The sequence below is a fragment of the Parapedobacter brassicae genome (genome assembly GCF_051400755.1).
Classification (GTDB): domain Bacteria; phylum Bacteroidota; class Bacteroidia; order Sphingobacteriales; family Sphingobacteriaceae; genus Parapedobacter.
On the sequence record NZ_JBLFFL010000002.1, the window covers coordinates 768,290 to 786,017 of the forward strand.

The following is a 17,728-nucleotide window of genomic DNA, read 5'->3' on the forward strand; positions in this document are numbered from 1 at the left end:
GGTAATGATTATCCGTCCAGTTTCCGAACCAAAAGCTGGCAAGTATAGCTGTCTTTCAGTTCCAAGATGATCGCTTTGCTCACCAATACACGGCTTATGGTCTCTTGATTGTAGTGGCGGATCGTGATGAGCTCCAGTCCGTGCTGATGCTGCACCTCGTAGCGGATTTTTAGATCGAGCAGCAGCGCGTCTACATTTTCGCCCGTGTCGTCTATGCTGACCGAGAAGCTCACTGCACTGTTGTGCATCATGTTGACCTTGATCTTCTGCTTATGAAAACGGCTGAAGATATCGCTCAGGTTGTCTTCGACGATAAACGAAAAATCCTTGGGCCGAATGGAAACCAGCACTTGATTTACCTTGAAGATAAAAGAAGGTACCGGGAGTGCCCCTTTGGTCTCGCGTATCTGGGTGCCTCCGTTTTCGATATCGATGAAAGACTTGACGTAGAGCGATATGTTTTTATTCTGTAGGGGTTTGATGGTTTTGGGATGGATGACCGTAGCACCGTAATACGTCAATTCGATGGCGTCTAAATACGACAATTCGGGGATCAATTCGGTTTCGTCAAACCATTTGGGGTCGGCATTCAATACACCGGGCACATCTTTCCATATGGTCACGCTATCGGCATCCAGGCATGCCGCGAAGATCGCCGCCGAATAATCAGAACCCTCACGTCCCAGTGTGGTTGTAAAATTCTCGGACGTAGCACCGATGAATCCCTGCGTGATGATCAGCTGATCTTCCAACAGGCGTGGAAGTCCGCGTTGAATGCGTTCGGCGGTCGTATCCCAATCCACTTTTCCTTCCCGGTGCGTATTATCGGTAGCAATATAATCCCGGGCATCCACCCATTTAGCGGCCAATCCGATGTGCTGGAGATAATGGCTTACGATCGTCGTGGAAACAAGTTCACCTACCGACACGATTTGGTCATATAGGTAATCAAACGGATCCATAGGCGCTTCCTCCAGTATCCACTCGATTTCCACGAAACGGTTGGAGACTTCATTGTACACCGGGTGGTTGACGTTGTCAAACAACACCCGCATAATATCGTTGTGGTATTGTTTCGCTTGCGCTAATAGGTCCAGCGTGTCATCCTGCTGCTTGAAATAGCTTTGCGTAAGCTGTTCCAGCAGGTTGGTGGTCTTGCCCATGGCCGAGATAACGACCAATAGCTGATTACCCTGATGTTTCGAAAGGATTCGGCCGAGGTTGATCACCCCTTCAGCATCTTTGACAGACGCGCCTCCAAATTTGAATACTTGCATGTTAACGTTTAGGATTTACCTCGGTAATTCGGCGATAATGCGTTTCGCGCGGTCGGTCAATAGCCGATCCACATCCGCATAAGGGATGCGCAGTTCCGTTTCGCCTGCTGCGTAGGGTTTGATCTCATAGATGGAATAGCGGAATACCATACTGTCACGCTCCAGCGCGAAGTTCTGCGGCAAGGTGAACTGACCCTGGTCAAAAAAATACTGGTCTTCAAGCGTCTGGTCGACCCCCAGTTTTTCCTGCTTTCTGAAATAACGTTCTCCAACAGCGGTCAATTCATTTTGGAAGGGTTTAGTCACGATATCATCCAAGGTCAGCGACTTGTGTTCAGTGAGGTCATAATGGGCAAATACGGTCGCGTAGTTGCCGTGCGCGCCGCCGGTATAGGTAGAAACACTGAGCGCTAGCGCTAGGTAGGAGGGACTAATGCGGTATACCTTGGCGTGCGATTCGGACGTCCATACCCTCGGGAAGGGGTCGGACTGCTGGAAGTCGTCAAATTCGCGGATAAATGTCTGCGCCGTACCCGCTACCGAGGCGGTATCGTTGCCCAGCAGCGTGGCCAGCACGAACCGGTTGACAAGGGAATCCTGGAATCGGGGATACGAAACGGCGAAATACGTCGTATCGGTCGTCTCGCTGGTTTTGATCAGGTTTTCACTATACTTAATGTATTCCTCGTATTCGTAGGTCAGTGTGTCTGCGGCGGCCGTTTGCTTATCCGCATCGTCCTCGGTGTTGGCATTGAACTGACACGCGCCAAAGAACAAGAGGCCAATCAGGCCCGCCATATTTTTAATTGCTTTCATTCAGCTAAGTAAAAGTAAAAATCTAAAATCGTCAAGCTACCATCCATCCAACGACACATTCATCCACCCTCCATCAAAAGATGCACCATATTTTTTGTAGAAGTTGATGGCGGGTTCATTCCAATCCAATACTTGCCATACCATTCCGCTGTATTGCCGTCCACGGCACAGTTTCAACGTTTCTTCAAAGAGTAATTTGCCGATGCCCTTGCCCCGCATGTTTTCGGTGACGATGATATCTTCCAGATAAAGCCGTCGGCCTTTCCAGGTAGAATAGCGGATATAAAAAAGTGACATGCCCACCAGCGCGCCATCCACTTCAGCAACGAACGCCTCCCATACGGGGGTATCACCAAATCCAGCATCCACAAATTCTTCCATCGTTACCGTCACCGCCTCGGGCGCCTTTTCATACCTGGCCAGTTCGTTGACAAGCTCCAATAACTGCGGACAATCGGCCGCCTCCGCTTTGCGTATGGTTGTTTTCATTTCTTTTGTACATCACCGTCACCCTCCACCAATCACCGTTCACCGTCCACCGTTCACCGTCCACCGTCCACCAAACACAGTGCTTCCCAGGCGCACCATGGTGCTGCCCTGCTCGATGGCGATCTTATAATCAGCAGACATACCCATTGAGAGCGTGCTAAAATACGCAGCGTCTTTAAAAAAACTCGTCTTGACGCCGTCAAATAAGGTTTTTAGTTCACGAAACTCCTCCTTGACCTCCTTTTGATTGGGTGTGTTGGTGGCGATACCCATCAGTCCGATGATACGGATATTGTTCAATTCCGCAAATGCTTCAGATCGCAATAATTCGATGAGTTCAACATGGTCGAGTCCAAATTTGGTGTCTTCAGTGGCGATATGCACCTGCAATAGGCAGTCGATCACGCGATCGTGTTTCTGCGCCTGCTTATTGATCTCCGTCAAGAGCCTGAGACTGTCTACGGAATGGATTAAGGAAATGAACGGTGCGATGTATTTTACCTTGTTGGTTTGCAGGTGGCCGACGAGGTGCCATTCGATATCCTTAGGCAACACTTCTTGCTTTTCAACCAGCTCTTGTACCATGTTCTCACCGAACGCCCGCTGTCCAGCATGATAGGCTTCCAGTATTTCTGCCGGTGATTTGGTCTTCGAAACGGCGATGAGCGTCACCCCTAGGCGATTCAACTCTTCTGTAATAGCGTTAATCTGATCAGCAATACCCATAAATCCGGCCTTAATTTTGTATTTTTGCACAAATTTGCACAAAGCTACGAAACCCGGGGGTATCCACCAAGGCGGATTAGAATTTGAACCATGCGGCAACGGTTATTGATTGGATTGATCCTATTATTTTTTTGCGTTTCATGCGGAGACGGTATACCCGATGACGTCATCGCGCAGAAACAGCTGCCTGCACTGCTGGTAGACATGCATCTTGTCGATGGGCAGCTGGTGTCCATGCCCATCGATTCCGCCCGGACGTACCGCGAGGTGTATTACCAAGCGGTTTTCAATCGGTATGGTATTGATTCCAATCAGTTCCGGCGTAGCGTCGAATTTTATTCAACGCAACCGGCCATCATGAACGACGTGTATATCGATGTCGAAAAGCGATTGCAGGCTTTGAATACAGCTGAGCAGCAGGTCATAGACGAACAATACGCCGCGCAGCGGCGGGCGGACTCTATCAAGAATGCGCAACGGCTGGATAGCCTAAACCGCATCAGGCTGGATTCATTGGCCGTGCAGCGTGGCCGCCATTTGCTGTTTCTGTCCTATCCGGATAGTTTGGACAGTGTCCGGGTAATGCCGCGCTATGAACAATTCAGTGATCAGTTACTGGAGGCCGTTGGAATAAGAAGTACGCCAGCCAAGCGGGAGCCGGTACGGCCCGTCAATCAAGTGCGCCAGACACCCCCTAAGCCGGTACCGAAGGCTGGACAACAGCCGCTATTGCGGCCATTGGAAAAGATAAAATGAGCATGATCTACCCGGATAACGCTGTTGACAAGCTGGGCTTTGCCGATATAAAAGCATTGATCACCGCCAAATGCCTAAGCGAAGCAGGCATGGAGATGGTGGCCAAAATACAGCCTCAAACGCGGTTTGACCAAATCGATAAATTCCTTCGGCAGACCTACGAGTTCAAGCAGTTGCTCACCAATGATGCGCAGTTGCCGGTAGATCATTTGTACCCCATCCGTCCATTGGCGGAGAAGGCGCGCGTAGAAGGCACTTTTCTGTCTGAGGAGGAGTTTTTTAGTGTCTTGTTGTCCTTGAAAACAGTGTTTGCCATTATCCGCTATTTCAATGAGCGAAGCGGACAATACCCCAACCTGGAGGCCTTGTTTGAGCACCTTCCCATTGAAAAAGGCTTGGTAGCAGCTATCGAGCAGGTCATTGACGCAAAAGGTAAGATAAAGCCCAATGCATCGCCCGTATTGGCGGACATCATCGGCAACATTGCCCGGGCAGAGCAGGAAGCACGTAAGCGCATCGACCAGGTGTTCAGGATGGCCCAGCAAAACGGGTGGACGGCAGATGGCAACCTGACGGTGCGTGATGGCAGGCTATGTATCCCCGTGCTTGCTGAAAGTAAACGGAAGATTAAAGGGTGGATACATGATGAATCGGCCACGGGCCAGACCGCGTATATCGAACCCGAAGAGGTCTTCCATCTGCATAATCATGTGCGGGATCTCGAATTTGATAAGCGCCGCGAAATCATCCGCATCTTGACCGCCCTGACCGACGAGCTGCGGCCACATGTCGCCCTGTTGATCGATTATCATAAGTTGCTCAGTAAAGTAGATGCGGTACGGGCAAAGGCATTGTTTGCCATCGACATTGAGGGCGAGATGCCCGAGCTGAGCAAGGAAGCAGCAATCTCCCTGGTCAACGCCAGGCACCCCTTGCTACTGCTCAATTTTCGGGGAACCCAACAGACGGTGGTTCCGCTGAATGCCCGGATCGACGAACATCAGCGGATCATCGTAGTCTCCGGACCCAACGCGGGCGGCAAATCGGTCTGCATGAAAACGATCGGGTTGCTGCAATTGATGGTACAGGCGGGATTGCTGATCCCGGCAGATGCAACATCCAAGATGGGGCTATTCCGGCAGGTGTTTGCCGATATCGGCGATGATCAGTCCATCGAGAGCGACCTGAGTACGTATAGTGCACACCTATCCAAGATGAAATACTTCACCGAGCATGCCGATAGCAAAACGCTGGTGCTGATCGACGAGTTTGGCACCGGTACAGACCCGCTGTTTGGCGGACCCATCGCTGAGGCGGTACTGGACGTGCTCAACCGTCAGCAGGCACGGGGGGTGGTGACTACCCACTATTCTAACCTCAAAGTATTCGCCAGCAATACTGAAGGGCTCGAAAATGCTTCCATGCTGTTTGACAATGCGGCGATGCGCCCCCTGTATATCCTGCAAACCGGCAAGCCCGGCAGTTCGTACGCGTTTGAAATTGCGCAGAAAATCGGACTCAACGCCGCCATCCTGGATGCTGCCAAGCAAAAAGTGGGTGTTCAGCAAAAACGGGTGGATACCCTGCTGGTGGATCTGGAACGGGAGAAGAAAACCATCTATGACACCCAGGTAGCCGTAGCCCAAAAAGAACGGCAGCTGGCCAAATTGAAGGAGGAGAATGAACGCTTGCAGGCGTATCTGGAGGAAAATAAAAAGACTATCCTCACCAAGGCGAAGGAGGAAGCGCGCGACATCATCCGGAATGCCAATAAGCTGGTCGAAAATACCATCGCCGATATCAAGGAAAACCAGGCCGATAAGGAAAAGACCAGGGTACTGCGCAAACAACTGGATGACGAATTTAAGCGGCATGCCGCCGATCGGCCAAAACAACGGCCGGAAGTCAAACAAAACACACCGGAAACCGTTGCCATCAAGGTAGGTGACTGGGTCAACATAGCGGGCACGAATACAGAAGCGCAGGTCATCGGTGTTGCGAAAAATAACGTCGTACTGGCCATGGGCGAGCTCCGTACCGTGCAGAAGTTGAGCAACGTAGTCCGCATCAACAAAAAGAGCGCACCCTCCCGTTCGCGACAGGCCCATCAGGCCAAGATCACCGATGAGGCGGTCGGTTTCCGGCCCGAAGTGGATGTGCGCGGCATGCGTACAGAGGCTGCGCTGTATGAAATCGAGAAACACCTCGATAAGGCGCTCATGATGGGGTATCCCAACGTAAAAATAATACACGGGAAAGGGGACGGGATTTTACGTAAATTTATTCGGGATTACCTCCGTAAATACGGTCAGATATCGCGGATGGAGGATGAACATGCCGACCGTGGCGGGGAGGGAATTACCTATGCTTACTTTGATTGAGATGAATTTTTTGCCTGAAAATAACGACCTGATTGCATTGGGAGTTTCTATTCTCGCCGGAAGTCTGGTGGGAGTGGAGCGCGAATACAGAAACAAGTCAGCCGGCTTTCGCACCATTGTGCTCATTTGCCTGGGCGCGACGGCATTCACCATTGTCTCACGCTTTGGGGTGGGGAGTGATGACCGAATCTCCGCGAATATCATTACCGGCATCGGGTTCATCGGCGCCGGCGTCATCTTCAAAGATAAGTTTTCGGTGATGGGACTTACCACGGCGGCGGTGATCTGGGTGGTCGCGGGCATTGGTATGGCAGCGGGTATCGGGTACCATGGGTTAGCGCTGTTACTTTCGGCCATCACGGTGATTGTGTTGTCCCTCTTCGCTAAAGTGGAAGGCGCCATGGAGCGCTTATTCCTGACGCGCACATTGTTTGTCGTTTTTCAGGACATGGATATCAGCAACCTCGATAAACTCCGGGAGGTCATGGATAAACACCAGATCAAGCATGTCCGTAAAACCGTCAGCAAACGTTCCCGTAGGTTATCTGCGGTGCTGGAACTAACCGCTGATCGGAAAAACCTGCGGCGGTTCAATGACGATATGATCACCCTCCTTTATGTAGAGGAGTTTTATTATAATTCTTGACCCCCGACCGGGCCTCTGCCTATGTTTGGGGCCGCATCCAGTCCCGTTTTAAAAAAAGAAGCGGCAGCCTCGAACGAAATCGAGGCCGCCGCTTTCTTGTCGCGTTGACTACGCCATATTAGAAACTATACGTCAATCCGGCATTCCATGTAGTGCCTAAGCCATAGAAGTAGCCGAACCCGTCTTTACGACCGAAGTACTCCTTGTTGAAGACGTTGTACACATTGCCACGGAATTTGAGGGCTTGCGTTCCGATACGGAACCGATAAGTCAAGCCCGCGTCGACAACCCCGAAGGAATCCAATTTCTCTGGTTCGTACACTTCACCCTCTAATACGGCGCCAACGACATTCTCTGGCTCCACCTGTGCATACAGGTTGTCGTAAAAATTGAAGTCCACATCGACAGACAAATCGGGCAAGATGTTGTACTTGGTACCCAACCCAAATGACGTTTGGGGTGCGTTACCAACCTTTACGCCAGACAGTGGCAATTCTCCGTCCCCGATGATGTCTGAGGTCGATTCTTCCCGGAATCGGAAAGGTGAACTGCCGTCGTATTGCCAGTCGCCGACTGACCCGTAACCACGGAGCATCCATTCCGGAGTAATATGGGTCTCGAAATCGAGTTCCAAGCCCTTGTGCAATTGCGTGATGCCAGTAAACAAGTAGGTTCCTTCGATGTTGGCATCGGTATATACACCACCATTTGCCAAGAAGCGATTAGCCCATTCGGTATAATAACCGTTCAGGTTTACCACAACGTTCGATCCTGTAAAGCGATATCCGGCTTCTACACCGAAGATCTCCTCATTATCCACTACGGGATCGGTAAAATCGATGGTGTTTTGGATGAAGACGTTATCCAGGAAGGGTTGGCGTGAATAGAAGCCGGTATTGGCGAAAACCGTGTGGCCGCCTTCGAAGTTGTATGACGCTCCACCTTTGATGTTATAGCCAAATTTGCTTTCGGTGTCCGATTGGGCTTCGCCGCCTTCGTAATTCCAACGGTCATACTTGATGTATGATTGGTTTGATACCGAGCCTTGCGCAAACACGGTGAATCCGTCAACCTCGTATTCTACCTGTCCGAAAGCACCTTGGTAATTGATGTCTTCTGAATTGTCGTAACCTACGCGTTGATCTTCCGGAGCGTGGTTGAATAAGGCAGCCCATGGGTTGATCTTATAGGTTTCCGTCACTTCGAATTCTCCGCGAGCGGTATTGGCTTCGATGCGGCTGTCCAAGCCCAGCGTATTGATGAGCTGACGGAAGTGATCACCGTGGTAGAAACGAAGGTCGGCACCGACATTGAAGGTCAGGCCGAAATCGGTTTCGTGGGTGAAGTTACTGACCATGCCATACCAGAAGTGGTTGTTCATGGAAGCGCGCAGCAGGGAACCATTGAAGCCCTCGCTGACGCCGTTCGGAACGGTCGCGTTGTAGGCAGCAATATTGTCCCAAAGGATTTCGCCGCTGGAGCCATAGGCATCCCCGAACGCGCTGTTCAATCGGTTGACACCATTACCCAAGATACCTGTACCACCACCGCGTCCGATGGAAGCATACAATACGGTCGAGAGCGAGGATTGTTCGTCGATGTCAAAATCCCAGTTCAGGTTCGCCACCGGTTTATGGTAGAAGTTGGTGACCAACGACAGTCCTTCGCCGTTATAGTGGCCATAATTATGGTTGCCTTTGATGCCGGTCAAGTCGTACCCCGGGGTATTCACTTGACCCGCGATTCCGCCACTTGCATTATTCGCCCAATAACTCGTAGTCATCGCCTTTGAATAATTCTGGCCATGTTGTTGCGGTGCGCCGAAGATCATGAAGTTGAAATTATGGCGGTCGTTGGGCTTATACCCCACGGAGAAGAAATAGCTTTGACCCTCACCCTGCGTGCCGACAGCGTATTTCCCGTCCGCTCTCCAATAGTCGACCATCATCGAAAATCCCCATTTGTTTTGCAGTCCGGTGCTGTAGCTGACCGTCCCTTTGAGGTAACCGTTGTTAGCTGTCATGAAGCGAACAAATCCGCCTTTTTGCAGGTCGGTGGCCTTTGTCACGATGTTGATGGTACCACCTACGGAAGAGATCGCCAATTTGGATGAACCCAATCCGCGTTGCACCTGTACCGCATTGGCCACATCCGCGATCGAACTCCAGTTGGACCAATACATGTTGCCGTCTTCCATGCCATTGATCGGTTGACCATTCAGCAGGTAAGCCGTATTGGACTGGTCAAATCCGCGGAGGAAATTCTGGCCGTCGCCGAATCCGCCGGCTTGGTTGGTCACGAACACCGAAGGCGTGTTTTTCATGATTTCCGGAAATTCCACGTTGCCGATGCCTTTGTCCTGAATTTCGGCACGTGATACGGTCGATACGGCAATCGGCGTTTTCCGGTCCTCGGCAATGTCGATGATCCCGCGGCCGATCACGACCACTTCATCCAACGCCTCCGAATCCGAAGGGGACAGCACGATCGTCCCGAGGCTCGGGGACGATGAAAACGCCACGGTCTTGGTCGAAAAACCAAGAATGCTGATGACAAGCTCACCCGATTCCTGATCGGTAGAAATGCTGAAGCTTCCATCCGAACCGGTGGATGTGCCCCCTGCCGCGCCCCTGATAGAGACCGTAGCCCCGGCAACCGGATTGGTTCCATCGGTCACCCTTCCGGTGAGCATACGCTGTGCCCAGGAATAGTTGCTAATCACCATGAAAAAAGCAACTAACGTTGTCCATTTAGTAATCATTTTTGTCATACTTAAAAGAATTAATTTGGAATTTTTGAGTTGAAGGCAAAGTTTCTCTTTGGATTAAGAAAAATGTAATCATGTGCACGATGAGAAACGATACATTCATGAGATGAATGATAATTACGGGACAAAGATAGGGTATTCTATATTAATTTTGTGTTAACATACGGTTATATAACATTTTTTTGTTTTGCAAATGCAAAAAGCACCTTGCTATACGTATAACAAGGTGCTTTTTAACTGTTGTCGTTTTTTACGTTCTATAGGGTAGGCCCCGGTTCTTTACCGGCCTCCACTTCAGCCCTGATCTTGCTATGCCGCTTGCCATAGATGAAGTAAATGACAATACCGATGATCATCCAAATGGCCAGCCGCTCCCAGCTCTCAATGGGCAACGCCGCCATCATGGCGATACAGACCACGATGCCGAGGATGGGTACCAGCGGCACCAGCGGCGTGCGGAAGGGGCGAGGGGTGTCGGGGTTGGATTTGCGCAATACCATGACGCCGATGCAAACCAACGTAAACGCAAACAAGGTGCCGATGCTGACCATGTGCCCGAGGTCTGATACGGGAACAAATCCGGTAAAGAGGCTGACGAACACCATGAATACCAAGTTGGTTTTCCAAGGGGTTTGGCGTTTAGAAAGATCGGAGAAGAACTTGGGCAATAGGCCGTCTTTGCTCATCGAATAGAATACGCGGCTTTGTCCAAGCAGCATCACGAGCATCACGGATGTATATCCGGCCAGGATGGCGATGATCAATGCCGTGTTGAGAAAGGTGTATCCGGTATTGGCAAATGCCGTTGCCACAGGTTTCGCATCGCCGGCAAACATTTTATAATTTTCAAGGCCCGTGAGCACATAAGAAAAGAGCACGTACAGCAGGGTGCAAACCAGGAGTGAACCGATGATACCGATGGGCATGCCTTTCTGTGGGTTTTTGGCTTCCTGTGCCGCTGTACTGACGGCATCAAAACCAATGAATGCGAAGAAAACGACCCCGGCACCGCGCATAATGCCGCTGATACCGAAGTGACCGAAATAGTCGCCTTTGAAGAATTCGAAGAACCCTAGCTGACCTGATTTTACCAATTGTTCGCCCTCATTCACCGGAATGAACGGCGTATGGTTTGCGGGGTTCATAAAGCTCCATCCCAAGGCAATGAATATCAGTACGACGGCTACCTTCACGACCACCAGGATGTTATTGACCAATGACGATTCCTGGGTGCCACGCATCAGCAGCAGCGATAGCAGGCATACAATGAATATGGCCGGAAGATTGACGATGCCGCCTTCCCAGGGCCCATGTAAAAAATGATGCGGAAGATTAATTCCAAATTCAAGTAAAAACTGGCTGAAATACTGAGACCAACTGGAGGCCACTGTGGCGGCACCCAGCGCATATTCGAGCACGAGATCCCAACCGATCACCCACGCGACAAACTCGCCCATGGTGGCATAAGAATAGGTATAAGCGCTTCCGGCAACGGGAATCATGGCCGCAAATTCTGCATAACAAAGTCCCGCGAACGCGCATCCGATGGCCGCTACGATAAACGATAAGGTAACCGCCGGTCCCGCATTCTCGGCCGCCGTAATCCCGGTCAACGAAAAGAGGCCAGCACCGATAATGGCTCCAACACCCAATGCCACCAACCCACTACTTGTCAATGTTCTTTTTAGCGTACCTTCCCCCATTTCTTGAGCTTCCGCAATCAGCGTAGGTATCGATTTTTTAAATAACATATGGTTTTCTTTTAGTAATTCAGATTGTTTCACCCAATACGGGCCAAACCTACAAATTTTTATTTTTAAAAGAAGTAATTTTTTTCGTACATCAATCCATCTACTATCGCTAGGCTGGTTTTTGTGGAATGTTAGTAATGAAAAAGGGGGCATCGTCTTATCCGATATCCCCTTTCCTGTTATTTTTGGTGATCAATAACGCCATTCATTCAAAAGGGGGCGATCGATTGACTGCTTTTTGCTTGTTCAGGTTGATGCGTGATCTCCTTTTTTGGTTGCGGCATCTCAGCCGAAGCATGGGCAGCACCTTCACTGACGCTGATGTGCGGCGCGATGATCAATGAAACAATAGACATCAGTTTAATCAAGATGTTCATCGACGGACCAGAGGTGTCCTTAAACGGATCGCCTACGGTATCGCCGGTCACCGAGGCTTTATGCGGATCGGAACCTTTGTATTCCATTTTTCCGTTGATTTCCACACCTGCCTCAAACGATTTTTTGGCATTGTCCCAGGCGCCGCCGGCGTTATTCTGGAACATGCCCAGCAATACGCCCGATACGGTGACTCCCGCCAGCAGTCCGCCCAGGATTTCGGCTGAGGAGGTCTCTTCAAACATGCCCTTGAAGCCAAAACCGACCAATAGCGGGACGATCAGCGCGATCGCACCGGGTAAGATCATCTCGCGGATGGATGCTTTGGTGGATATGGCTACGCATTTGTCGTATTCCGGCTTTGCTTTGTATTCCATAATGCCCGGAATTTCGCGGAATTGACGCCGCACTTCCTCCACCATAGCCATGGCCGCACGTCCCACCGCGGCAATCGCCAGTGACGAAAAGATAAAGGGTATCATGGCGCCCACGAAGAGGGCACCCAATACCGGCGCTTTGTAGATATCAATGGCGTCAATGCCGGCGATGCCCACGAACGCCGCAAACAGCGCCAATGCCGTCAGTGCCGCCGACGCGATGGCGAATCCTTTTCCCGTAGCGGCAGTGGTATTACCCACAGCGTCAAGCTTATCCGTACGCTCGCGTACTTCTTTGGGTAGTCCGCTCATCTCGGCGATACCACCGGCATTGTCCGCAATGGGACCAAATGCATCGATGGCCAATTGCATGGCCGTGGTGGCCATCATGCCGGCTGCGGCGATGGCTACGCCATATAAGCCGGCAAACGCATAGGAAGTAATGATGCCCGTGGCCAGGATAATGGTCGGTATGGCAGTAGATTCCATGCCGACGGATAGGCCCCCGATAATGTTCGTCGCATGGCCCGTCGACGATTGCCGGACAATCGATCTGACAGGGCGTTTGCCCATGGCGGTGTAGTATTCGGTCACAAGACTCATCAATGCGCCGACAATGAGGCCCACCACGATGGCAGAGAATACATTGAGGGAGGTAAACGATACCCCGCGTAATTCCAATTGATCGGGCAACAACCAATCAACCACAAAATAGGCTGCAATAGCAGTAAACAGTATGGAGGACCAATTGCCTATATTCAAGGCCTTTTGCACATCACCCTGATCATTTTTCACCTTGACCAAGGCAGCGCCTATGATCGAAAAAATCAGCCCTAATCCCGCGATCAGTATGGGGAGCAACACCGGCGCAATACCCCCGAAATGATCCGCTGACACCATTTCCCGTCCCAATACCATCGTCGCCAAGATGGTGGCTACGTAGGAGCCGAACAAATCGGCACCCATGCCTGCCACGTCGCCGACATTATCGCCGACATTGTCTGCGATCGTGGCCGGGTTGCGCACGTCGTCCTCCGGAATGCCTGCTTCTACTTTTCCAACCAAATCGGCACCCACATCAGCGGCTTTGGTATAGATGCCACCGCCTACACGGGCAAAAAGCGCAATGGATTCGGCTCCAAGGGAGAATCCGGCCAATACTTCCAGGGCCTTTTCCATTTCGATCCCATTCACACTGGCCCCGGTGCTGACGACGAACACCTGATAAAGAATAATAAAAAGCGTGCCCATCACCATTACGGCTAAACCGGCCACGCCGAGCCCCATCACCGTGCCGCCTGTAAAGGAGACCTTCAGCGCTTTGGTCAAGCTGGTGCGCGCGGCTTGGGTAGTGCGTACATTGGCCTTGGTCGCGATGTTCATGCCGATGTATCCCGCGAACGCAGAGGTGACCGCCCCAATAATAAACGATATGGCGATGACCCAACTGGAGGTGGCCACGAGTGTGCCGGACCATGCCAACAAGATCGCCGCAATCACCACGAAATAGGACAGCACCTTCCATTCGGCTTTCAGGAATGCCATAGCGCCCTCGGCGATATGGCCAGCTAACGAGCGCATGTTGTCATCACCGGCATCTTGCTTGTTCACCCAGGCAGATTTGGCAATCATAACGATGATACCCACCAAACCCAATACCGGAATCAGATAGATCAAGTTTTCTTGTAAAAATTCCATATATAACCGATTCAATTGTTTATAAATTGCTACTATTGCTAAAATAGGTCCACATAAGGGAGTCGTCAAAAATAAGAGGCTTATTGTAATAATCAAATTTATTTGTACGTTTTCATCATATTTACCTACTTTCGACGGAACGAATCAACAGTAACGGTTTCCCCATGAATACAACTCCTGAACAGCCCGATAACATGAAGCGCGAACTGGGCTTGCTCGACGCGACGATGTTGGTGGCCGGGTCGATGATCGGCTCGGGTATTTTTATTGTCAGTGCCGATATCGTACGAAATGTAGGCAGCGCCGGATGGCTGATTTTCATTTGGATACTGACCGGTGTGATCACCATCATCGCGGCCGTCAGCTATGGCGAGCTGTCGGCGATGTTTCCGAAAGCGGGCGGACAGTACGTGTACCTTCGGGAGGCCTACAACCGGCTGGTGGCGTTTCTCTATGGCTGGTCCTTGTTCATGGTCATCCAAGCGGGCACCATTGCCGCCGTAGGTGTGGCGTTTGCCAAATTCGCTGCCTATATCTTTCCGCCACTGAGCGATGAAAATATCCTATGGGATGTAGGTATTGTCAGCATCAACGCCGCCCAGCTGGTCGCCATCGGCACCATCGTCATCCTGACGTGGGTCAACTCCCGGGGGGTGAAGAACGGAAAGATCATCCAGACGGTGTTTACGGTGGTCAAGATCCTTTCCTTGGGCGGATTGATCGTTATGGGACTTTTTGGGGCGTTCAATACCGAGGTGTGGAACGCCAACTGGTCTGCGGCATGGGAAACCATCCGCTGGGACCTGGATAGCGGAGCAGCGGTCTCCATAGGCGGGGCGGCGCTCTTTGCGGGTATCGTATCGGCCATGGTGGGCTCACTTTTTTCCAGTGATGCGTGGAACAACGTCACCTTTATCGCCGGTGAAATCCGCAATCCCAAACGGAATATCGGATTGAGCTTGCTGCTAGGCACGGTGATCGTGACCGTCATCTATGTTTCGGCCAATCTGATGTACCTAGCCACCCTGTCAATGGAGGAGATCGCCTATGCGCCGGCAGACCGCGTGGCGGTGGTGGCGGCACAGGCCATCTTTGGTCAGGTAGGCACCCTGGTGATCGCCGTCATGATCATGATCTCCACCTTTGGTTGCAACAATGGGTTGATCCTAGCCGGAGCGCGGGTATATTATACCATGGCACAGGATGGACTGTTTTTCAGGAAAGCGGGCGAGTTGAACAAGTTTGAGGTGCCCGGTTGGGGACTGTGGGCGCAATGCATCTGGACATCGGTGCTATGCCTCACCGGCCGGTATGGCGATTTGCTTAACTATGTGGTTTTCGTGGTGCTGATTTTTTATGCGCTCACCATCATCGGGATCTTCATCCTGCGCCGCAAACAACCCGACGCCGAGCGGCCGTATAAAGCATTCGGTTACCCGGTATTGCCTGCATTATACGTGTTGGCTGCTTTCACGATCTGTGTGGGATTGCTGATCTACCAGCCTACATTTACCTGGCCGGGATTGATTATCGTGCTGCTGGGTATTCCGGTGTTTTTTATGTGGAATAAGCATACGCCGAAAACGATAGAACGCGGATAACAGGGATGTCGTCCGCGTTCCATGGATCTATTTTATTGTCCACAGGTAAATGGTATCGTTGCCTACTTTGATCGTTTTTTCGGCCTCCCAATCGCCCATGTCAAAATCATGGGATACAATGCGGCTGCCGGGCTTCAATTCCTTTTGCAGCTTCGGACGCATTTTTAAATTAACGGAAGGCAAGAGGTACATCGTCACTACGTTTGCCTCGCTGAAATCAAACTCGAACAGGTCGCCCTGCACAAATTTCACTTTATCGGTCACGCCCGCAGCCTTGGCGTTGGCATTGGCCTCGGCAAGCCGCTGCGGATTGAGGTCCACGCCAACCCCTGTGGCACCGAATTTTTTGGCCGCGGTAATGACGATCCGCCCGTCGCCGCAGCCGAGGTCATACACCACGTCTCCGGGTTTCACACCGGCCAGTTTCAGCATTTCTTCCACCGTTTCCTGGTTGGTGGGGACGTAGGGGACATCCAGTTGGGGTTCTTGGGCGTACACCGCCGTGGTGATGCCGACAAATAGGGCGATCAACCAATTTTTAATCGTGCTCATCTTGTTCATTTTTAGTGTTTAACATTTGATAATCTATAAACAGTTTGATGTAAAATACGTTTGCAACGGACGATTAAGTTTGTATTAAATAGCTATCGTATCACCACGAAAAACAAGGTGCCCAACAGCAATACGCCTACACCTACCAATGCGCCGATCCCCGTATAGGCCAAGCTTGAATACAGGAGGTATGCGCAGGATCCGCAGAATACGATAGGGGTGAGCGGGTATAGCGGAACCTTGAAGGGACGGGGCGCCTGCGGCTCCTTGGCCCGCAAAACGAATAAGGCGATCCCCGTGGCGAGAAAGAAGAACCAGAAAATGGGTGCAGTGAAATCGACCATGGATTGAAATCCATCTCGTGTGAGTGCGCCCAACCCGATTAATGCCAAGGCGATAATCCCCTGCAACAACAACGCATTACGGGGCGAAGAGGTCTCGGTGTTCCATTTGCCCAACCGGGAAAAGACCTTGAAATCACGCCCCAATGCATAATTCGTGCGCGCTCCCGTAAAAATGGTGGCATTGATGGAAGTTAGGGTCGCCATGACGACCAGCACGCCGATCAGGAAAACACCTGATTCGCCCAGCGTAACCCGCATCAAATCAATGCCGACAGCCTCCGAGGCGGCTAGCCGTTCGATACCGAGCGCATGCAGAAATGCCCAGTTGACCAGCAGGTATAGGCAAGTAATAATCAATATACTAAAGACCAGCACCTGAACCATTTTTCGGCTACCGGCACGCAGTTCGGCGGAGATATACCCCGCCTCATTCCAGCCGCCGAAGGTGAGGAGCACAAACACCATGGCGAGCCCGATGGCGGGCTGATTGTCCAGCGGGGCAAGGGGGAGGCTCGACACCGCTGCGGCCGAAGGATTGACGAAAAAGCCAACGATCATGACACCCAGCGTGCCTGCAAATTCCAATGCGAACAAGAGCTTTTGCGTACCGGTACCGAAACGGACGCCCAGCATGTTGATGATCGTGAGGGTAATCACCACCAATGCCGCGAAAAAGGCAGAGGAATACGTGCCAACAGAATAAAGTTGTGACAGGTAATCGCCTATGATATAGGCAAGCAATGCAATCGATCCGGTTTGTATGACGCTCAGTCGCGCCCAAGCAAACAGAAAAGCCATGCGTTTGCCGAATGCCCGCATCAAAAAATGGTAGTCACCCCCGGTATTCGGAAACGCCGTGCTCAACTCGGCATAACACAACGCGCCAATCAGCGAGATCAGTCCCCCTAACAACCATACGGACAGGAATAGCTCCGGACTCCCCGTATTGGCCGCCACCAACGAAGGTGTACGGAAGATGCCGGCGCCGACGACAATGCCGATGATGATGGCCATGGCATCCACGATGCGGATCAGCGGACGGGGATTCGCGTTATCGGAAATTGGTGTGTGATGAGTAGACGACGCAGCATGGCCGTTTTTTGACGTGGCAGTGAAGGCATTAACAACCTTGCTTTCTTCTTTCATATACGGTCATGCGATTGGTGTACCCT

General features: G+C 51.4%; 13 protein-coding genes. 4 read left to right on the forward strand and 9 right to left on the reverse strand.

Going from position 1 to position 17,728, the window contains the following annotated elements; all coding sequences use genetic code 11:
• Positions 1-8: 8 nt before the first annotated feature.
• The 4 genes from ACMGDE_RS08735 to ACMGDE_RS08750 are packed head-to-tail and all read right to left on the reverse strand — an operon-like array spanning position 9 to position 3,308.
• On the reverse strand, positions 9-1,277 hold the full coding sequence (locus ACMGDE_RS08735) for an aspartate kinase (RefSeq protein WP_436832392.1): 1,269 nt from the start codon (positions 1,275-1,277) through the stop codon (positions 9-11).
• Positions 1,278-1,292: 15 nt separating this feature from the next.
• Positions 1,293-2,093: a DUF3298 and DUF4163 domain-containing protein gene (locus tag ACMGDE_RS08740; RefSeq protein WP_436832393.1), complete on the reverse strand. Its 801-nt coding sequence runs from the start codon at positions 2,091-2,093 to the stop codon at positions 1,293-1,295.
• Positions 2,094-2,129: 36 nt separating this feature from the next.
• Positions 2,130-2,582 (reverse strand): GNAT family N-acetyltransferase, encoded by a 453-nt coding sequence (locus ACMGDE_RS08745; protein ID WP_436832394.1) that lies wholly within the window; start codon positions 2,580-2,582, stop codon positions 2,130-2,132.
• Between the two features lie 39 nt (positions 2,583-2,621).
• Positions 2,622-3,308 carry a YggS family pyridoxal phosphate-dependent enzyme gene (locus ACMGDE_RS08750; protein ID WP_436832476.1) on the reverse strand — a complete coding sequence of 229 codons (687 nt, stop codon included), beginning with the start codon at positions 3,306-3,308 and terminating at the stop codon, positions 2,622-2,624.
• Between the two features lie 90 nt (positions 3,309-3,398).
• Here ACMGDE_RS08750 and ACMGDE_RS08755 point away from each other — a divergent pair, with 90 nt between their 5' ends.
• Genes ACMGDE_RS08755 through ACMGDE_RS08765 form a run of 3 tightly spaced genes read left to right on the forward strand, consistent with a single transcriptional unit; the run spans position 3,399 to position 7,091 of the window.
• A complete protein-coding gene (locus ACMGDE_RS08755) occupies positions 3,399-4,064 on the forward strand; it encodes a DUF4296 domain-containing protein (RefSeq protein WP_436832395.1) in 666 nt (221 codons plus the stop codon).
• Between the two features lie 2 nt (positions 4,065-4,066).
• A complete protein-coding gene (locus ACMGDE_RS08760) occupies positions 4,067-6,445 on the forward strand; it encodes an endonuclease MutS2 (protein WP_436832477.1) in 2,379 nt (792 codons plus the stop codon).
• On the forward strand, positions 6,429-7,091 hold the full coding sequence (locus tag ACMGDE_RS08765) for an MgtC/SapB family protein (RefSeq protein ID WP_436832396.1): 663 nt from the start codon (positions 6,429-6,431) through the stop codon (positions 7,089-7,091). Before ACMGDE_RS08760 ends, ACMGDE_RS08765 begins: the two co-directional genes overlap by 17 nt.
• A 118-nt stretch (positions 7,092-7,209) precedes the next feature.
• On the opposite strand, the gene ACMGDE_RS08770 is transcribed toward ACMGDE_RS08765, so the two are convergent.
• The 3 genes from ACMGDE_RS08770 to ACMGDE_RS08780 all read right to left on the reverse strand — a co-directional run bounded on the left by ACMGDE_RS08770 (position 7,210) and on the right by ACMGDE_RS08780 (position 14,059).
• On the reverse strand, positions 7,210-9,852 hold the full coding sequence (locus ACMGDE_RS08770; RefSeq protein WP_436832397.1) for a TonB-dependent receptor: 2,643 nt from the start codon (positions 9,850-9,852) through the stop codon (positions 7,210-7,212).
• 263 nt (positions 9,853-10,115) lie between these two features.
• On the reverse strand, positions 10,116-11,609 hold the full coding sequence (locus tag ACMGDE_RS08775) for an amino acid permease (RefSeq protein ID WP_436832398.1): 1,494 nt from the start codon (positions 11,607-11,609) through the stop codon (positions 10,116-10,118).
• A gap of 209 nt (positions 11,610-11,818) precedes the next feature.
• Complete coding sequence (locus tag ACMGDE_RS08780) at positions 11,819-14,059, reverse strand: sodium-translocating pyrophosphatase (protein WP_436832399.1); 2,241 nt, start codon at positions 14,057-14,059, stop codon at positions 11,819-11,821.
• 164 nt (positions 14,060-14,223) lie between these two features.
• Here ACMGDE_RS08780 and ACMGDE_RS08785 point away from each other — a divergent pair, with 164 nt between their 5' ends.
• Positions 14,224-15,660, forward strand: coding sequence for an APC family permease (locus ACMGDE_RS08785; RefSeq protein ID WP_436832400.1), 1,437 nt, complete (start codon positions 14,224-14,226; stop codon positions 15,658-15,660).
• 27 nt (positions 15,661-15,687) lie between these two features.
• On the opposite strand, the gene ACMGDE_RS08790 is transcribed toward ACMGDE_RS08785, so the two are convergent.
• Both ACMGDE_RS08790 and ACMGDE_RS08795 read right to left on the reverse strand, forming a co-directional pair.
• Positions 15,688-16,212: an SAM-dependent methyltransferase gene (locus tag ACMGDE_RS08790; RefSeq protein ID WP_436832401.1), complete on the reverse strand. Its 525-nt coding sequence runs from the start codon at positions 16,210-16,212 to the stop codon at positions 15,688-15,690.
• A 92-nt stretch (positions 16,213-16,304) separates the two neighbouring features.
• Positions 16,305-17,702, reverse strand: coding sequence for an APC family permease (locus ACMGDE_RS08795; RefSeq protein WP_436832402.1), 1,398 nt, complete (start codon positions 17,700-17,702; stop codon positions 16,305-16,307).
• Positions 17,703-17,728: the final 26 nt, after the last annotated feature.

Excerpts from the sequence above, each read along its gene's own strand:
- ACMGDE_RS08735 (WP_436832392.1), bottom strand. The coding sequence starts at position 1,277 with ATGCAAGTATTCAAATTTGGAGGCGCGTCTGTCAAAGATGCTGAAGGG.
- ACMGDE_RS08740 (WP_436832393.1), bottom strand. The coding sequence starts at position 2,093 with ATGAAAGCAATTAAAAATATGGCGGGCCTGATTGGCCTCTTGTTCTTT.
- ACMGDE_RS08745 (WP_436832394.1), bottom strand. The coding sequence starts at position 2,582 with ATGAAAACAACCATACGCAAAGCGGAGGCGGCCGATTGTCCGCAGTTA.
- ACMGDE_RS08750 (WP_436832476.1), bottom strand. The coding sequence starts at position 3,308 with ATGGGTATTGCTGATCAGATTAACGCTATTACAGAAGAGTTGAATCGC.
- ACMGDE_RS08755 (WP_436832395.1), top strand. The coding sequence starts at position 3,399 with ATGCGGCAACGGTTATTGATTGGATTGATCCTATTATTTTTTTGCGTT.
- ACMGDE_RS08760 (WP_436832477.1), top strand. The coding sequence starts at position 4,067 with ATGATCTACCCGGATAACGCTGTTGACAAGCTGGGCTTTGCCGATATA.
- ACMGDE_RS08765 (WP_436832396.1), top strand. The coding sequence starts at position 6,429 with ATGCTTACTTTGATTGAGATGAATTTTTTGCCTGAAAATAACGACCTG.
- ACMGDE_RS08770 (WP_436832397.1), bottom strand. The coding sequence starts at position 9,852 with ATGATTACTAAATGGACAACGTTAGTTGCTTTTTTCATGGTGATTAGC.
- ACMGDE_RS08775 (WP_436832398.1), bottom strand. The coding sequence starts at position 11,609 with ATGTTATTTAAAAAATCGATACCTACGCTGATTGCGGAAGCTCAAGAA.
- ACMGDE_RS08780 (WP_436832399.1), bottom strand. The coding sequence starts at position 14,059 with ATGGAATTTTTACAAGAAAACTTGATCTATCTGATTCCGGTATTGGGT.
- ACMGDE_RS08785 (WP_436832400.1), top strand. The coding sequence starts at position 14,224 with ATGAATACAACTCCTGAACAGCCCGATAACATGAAGCGCGAACTGGGC.
- ACMGDE_RS08790 (WP_436832401.1), bottom strand. The coding sequence starts at position 16,212 with ATGAGCACGATTAAAAATTGGTTGATCGCCCTATTTGTCGGCATCACC.
- ACMGDE_RS08795 (WP_436832402.1), bottom strand. The coding sequence starts at position 17,702 with ATGAAAGAAGAAAGCAAGGTTGTTAATGCCTTCACTGCCACGTCAAAA.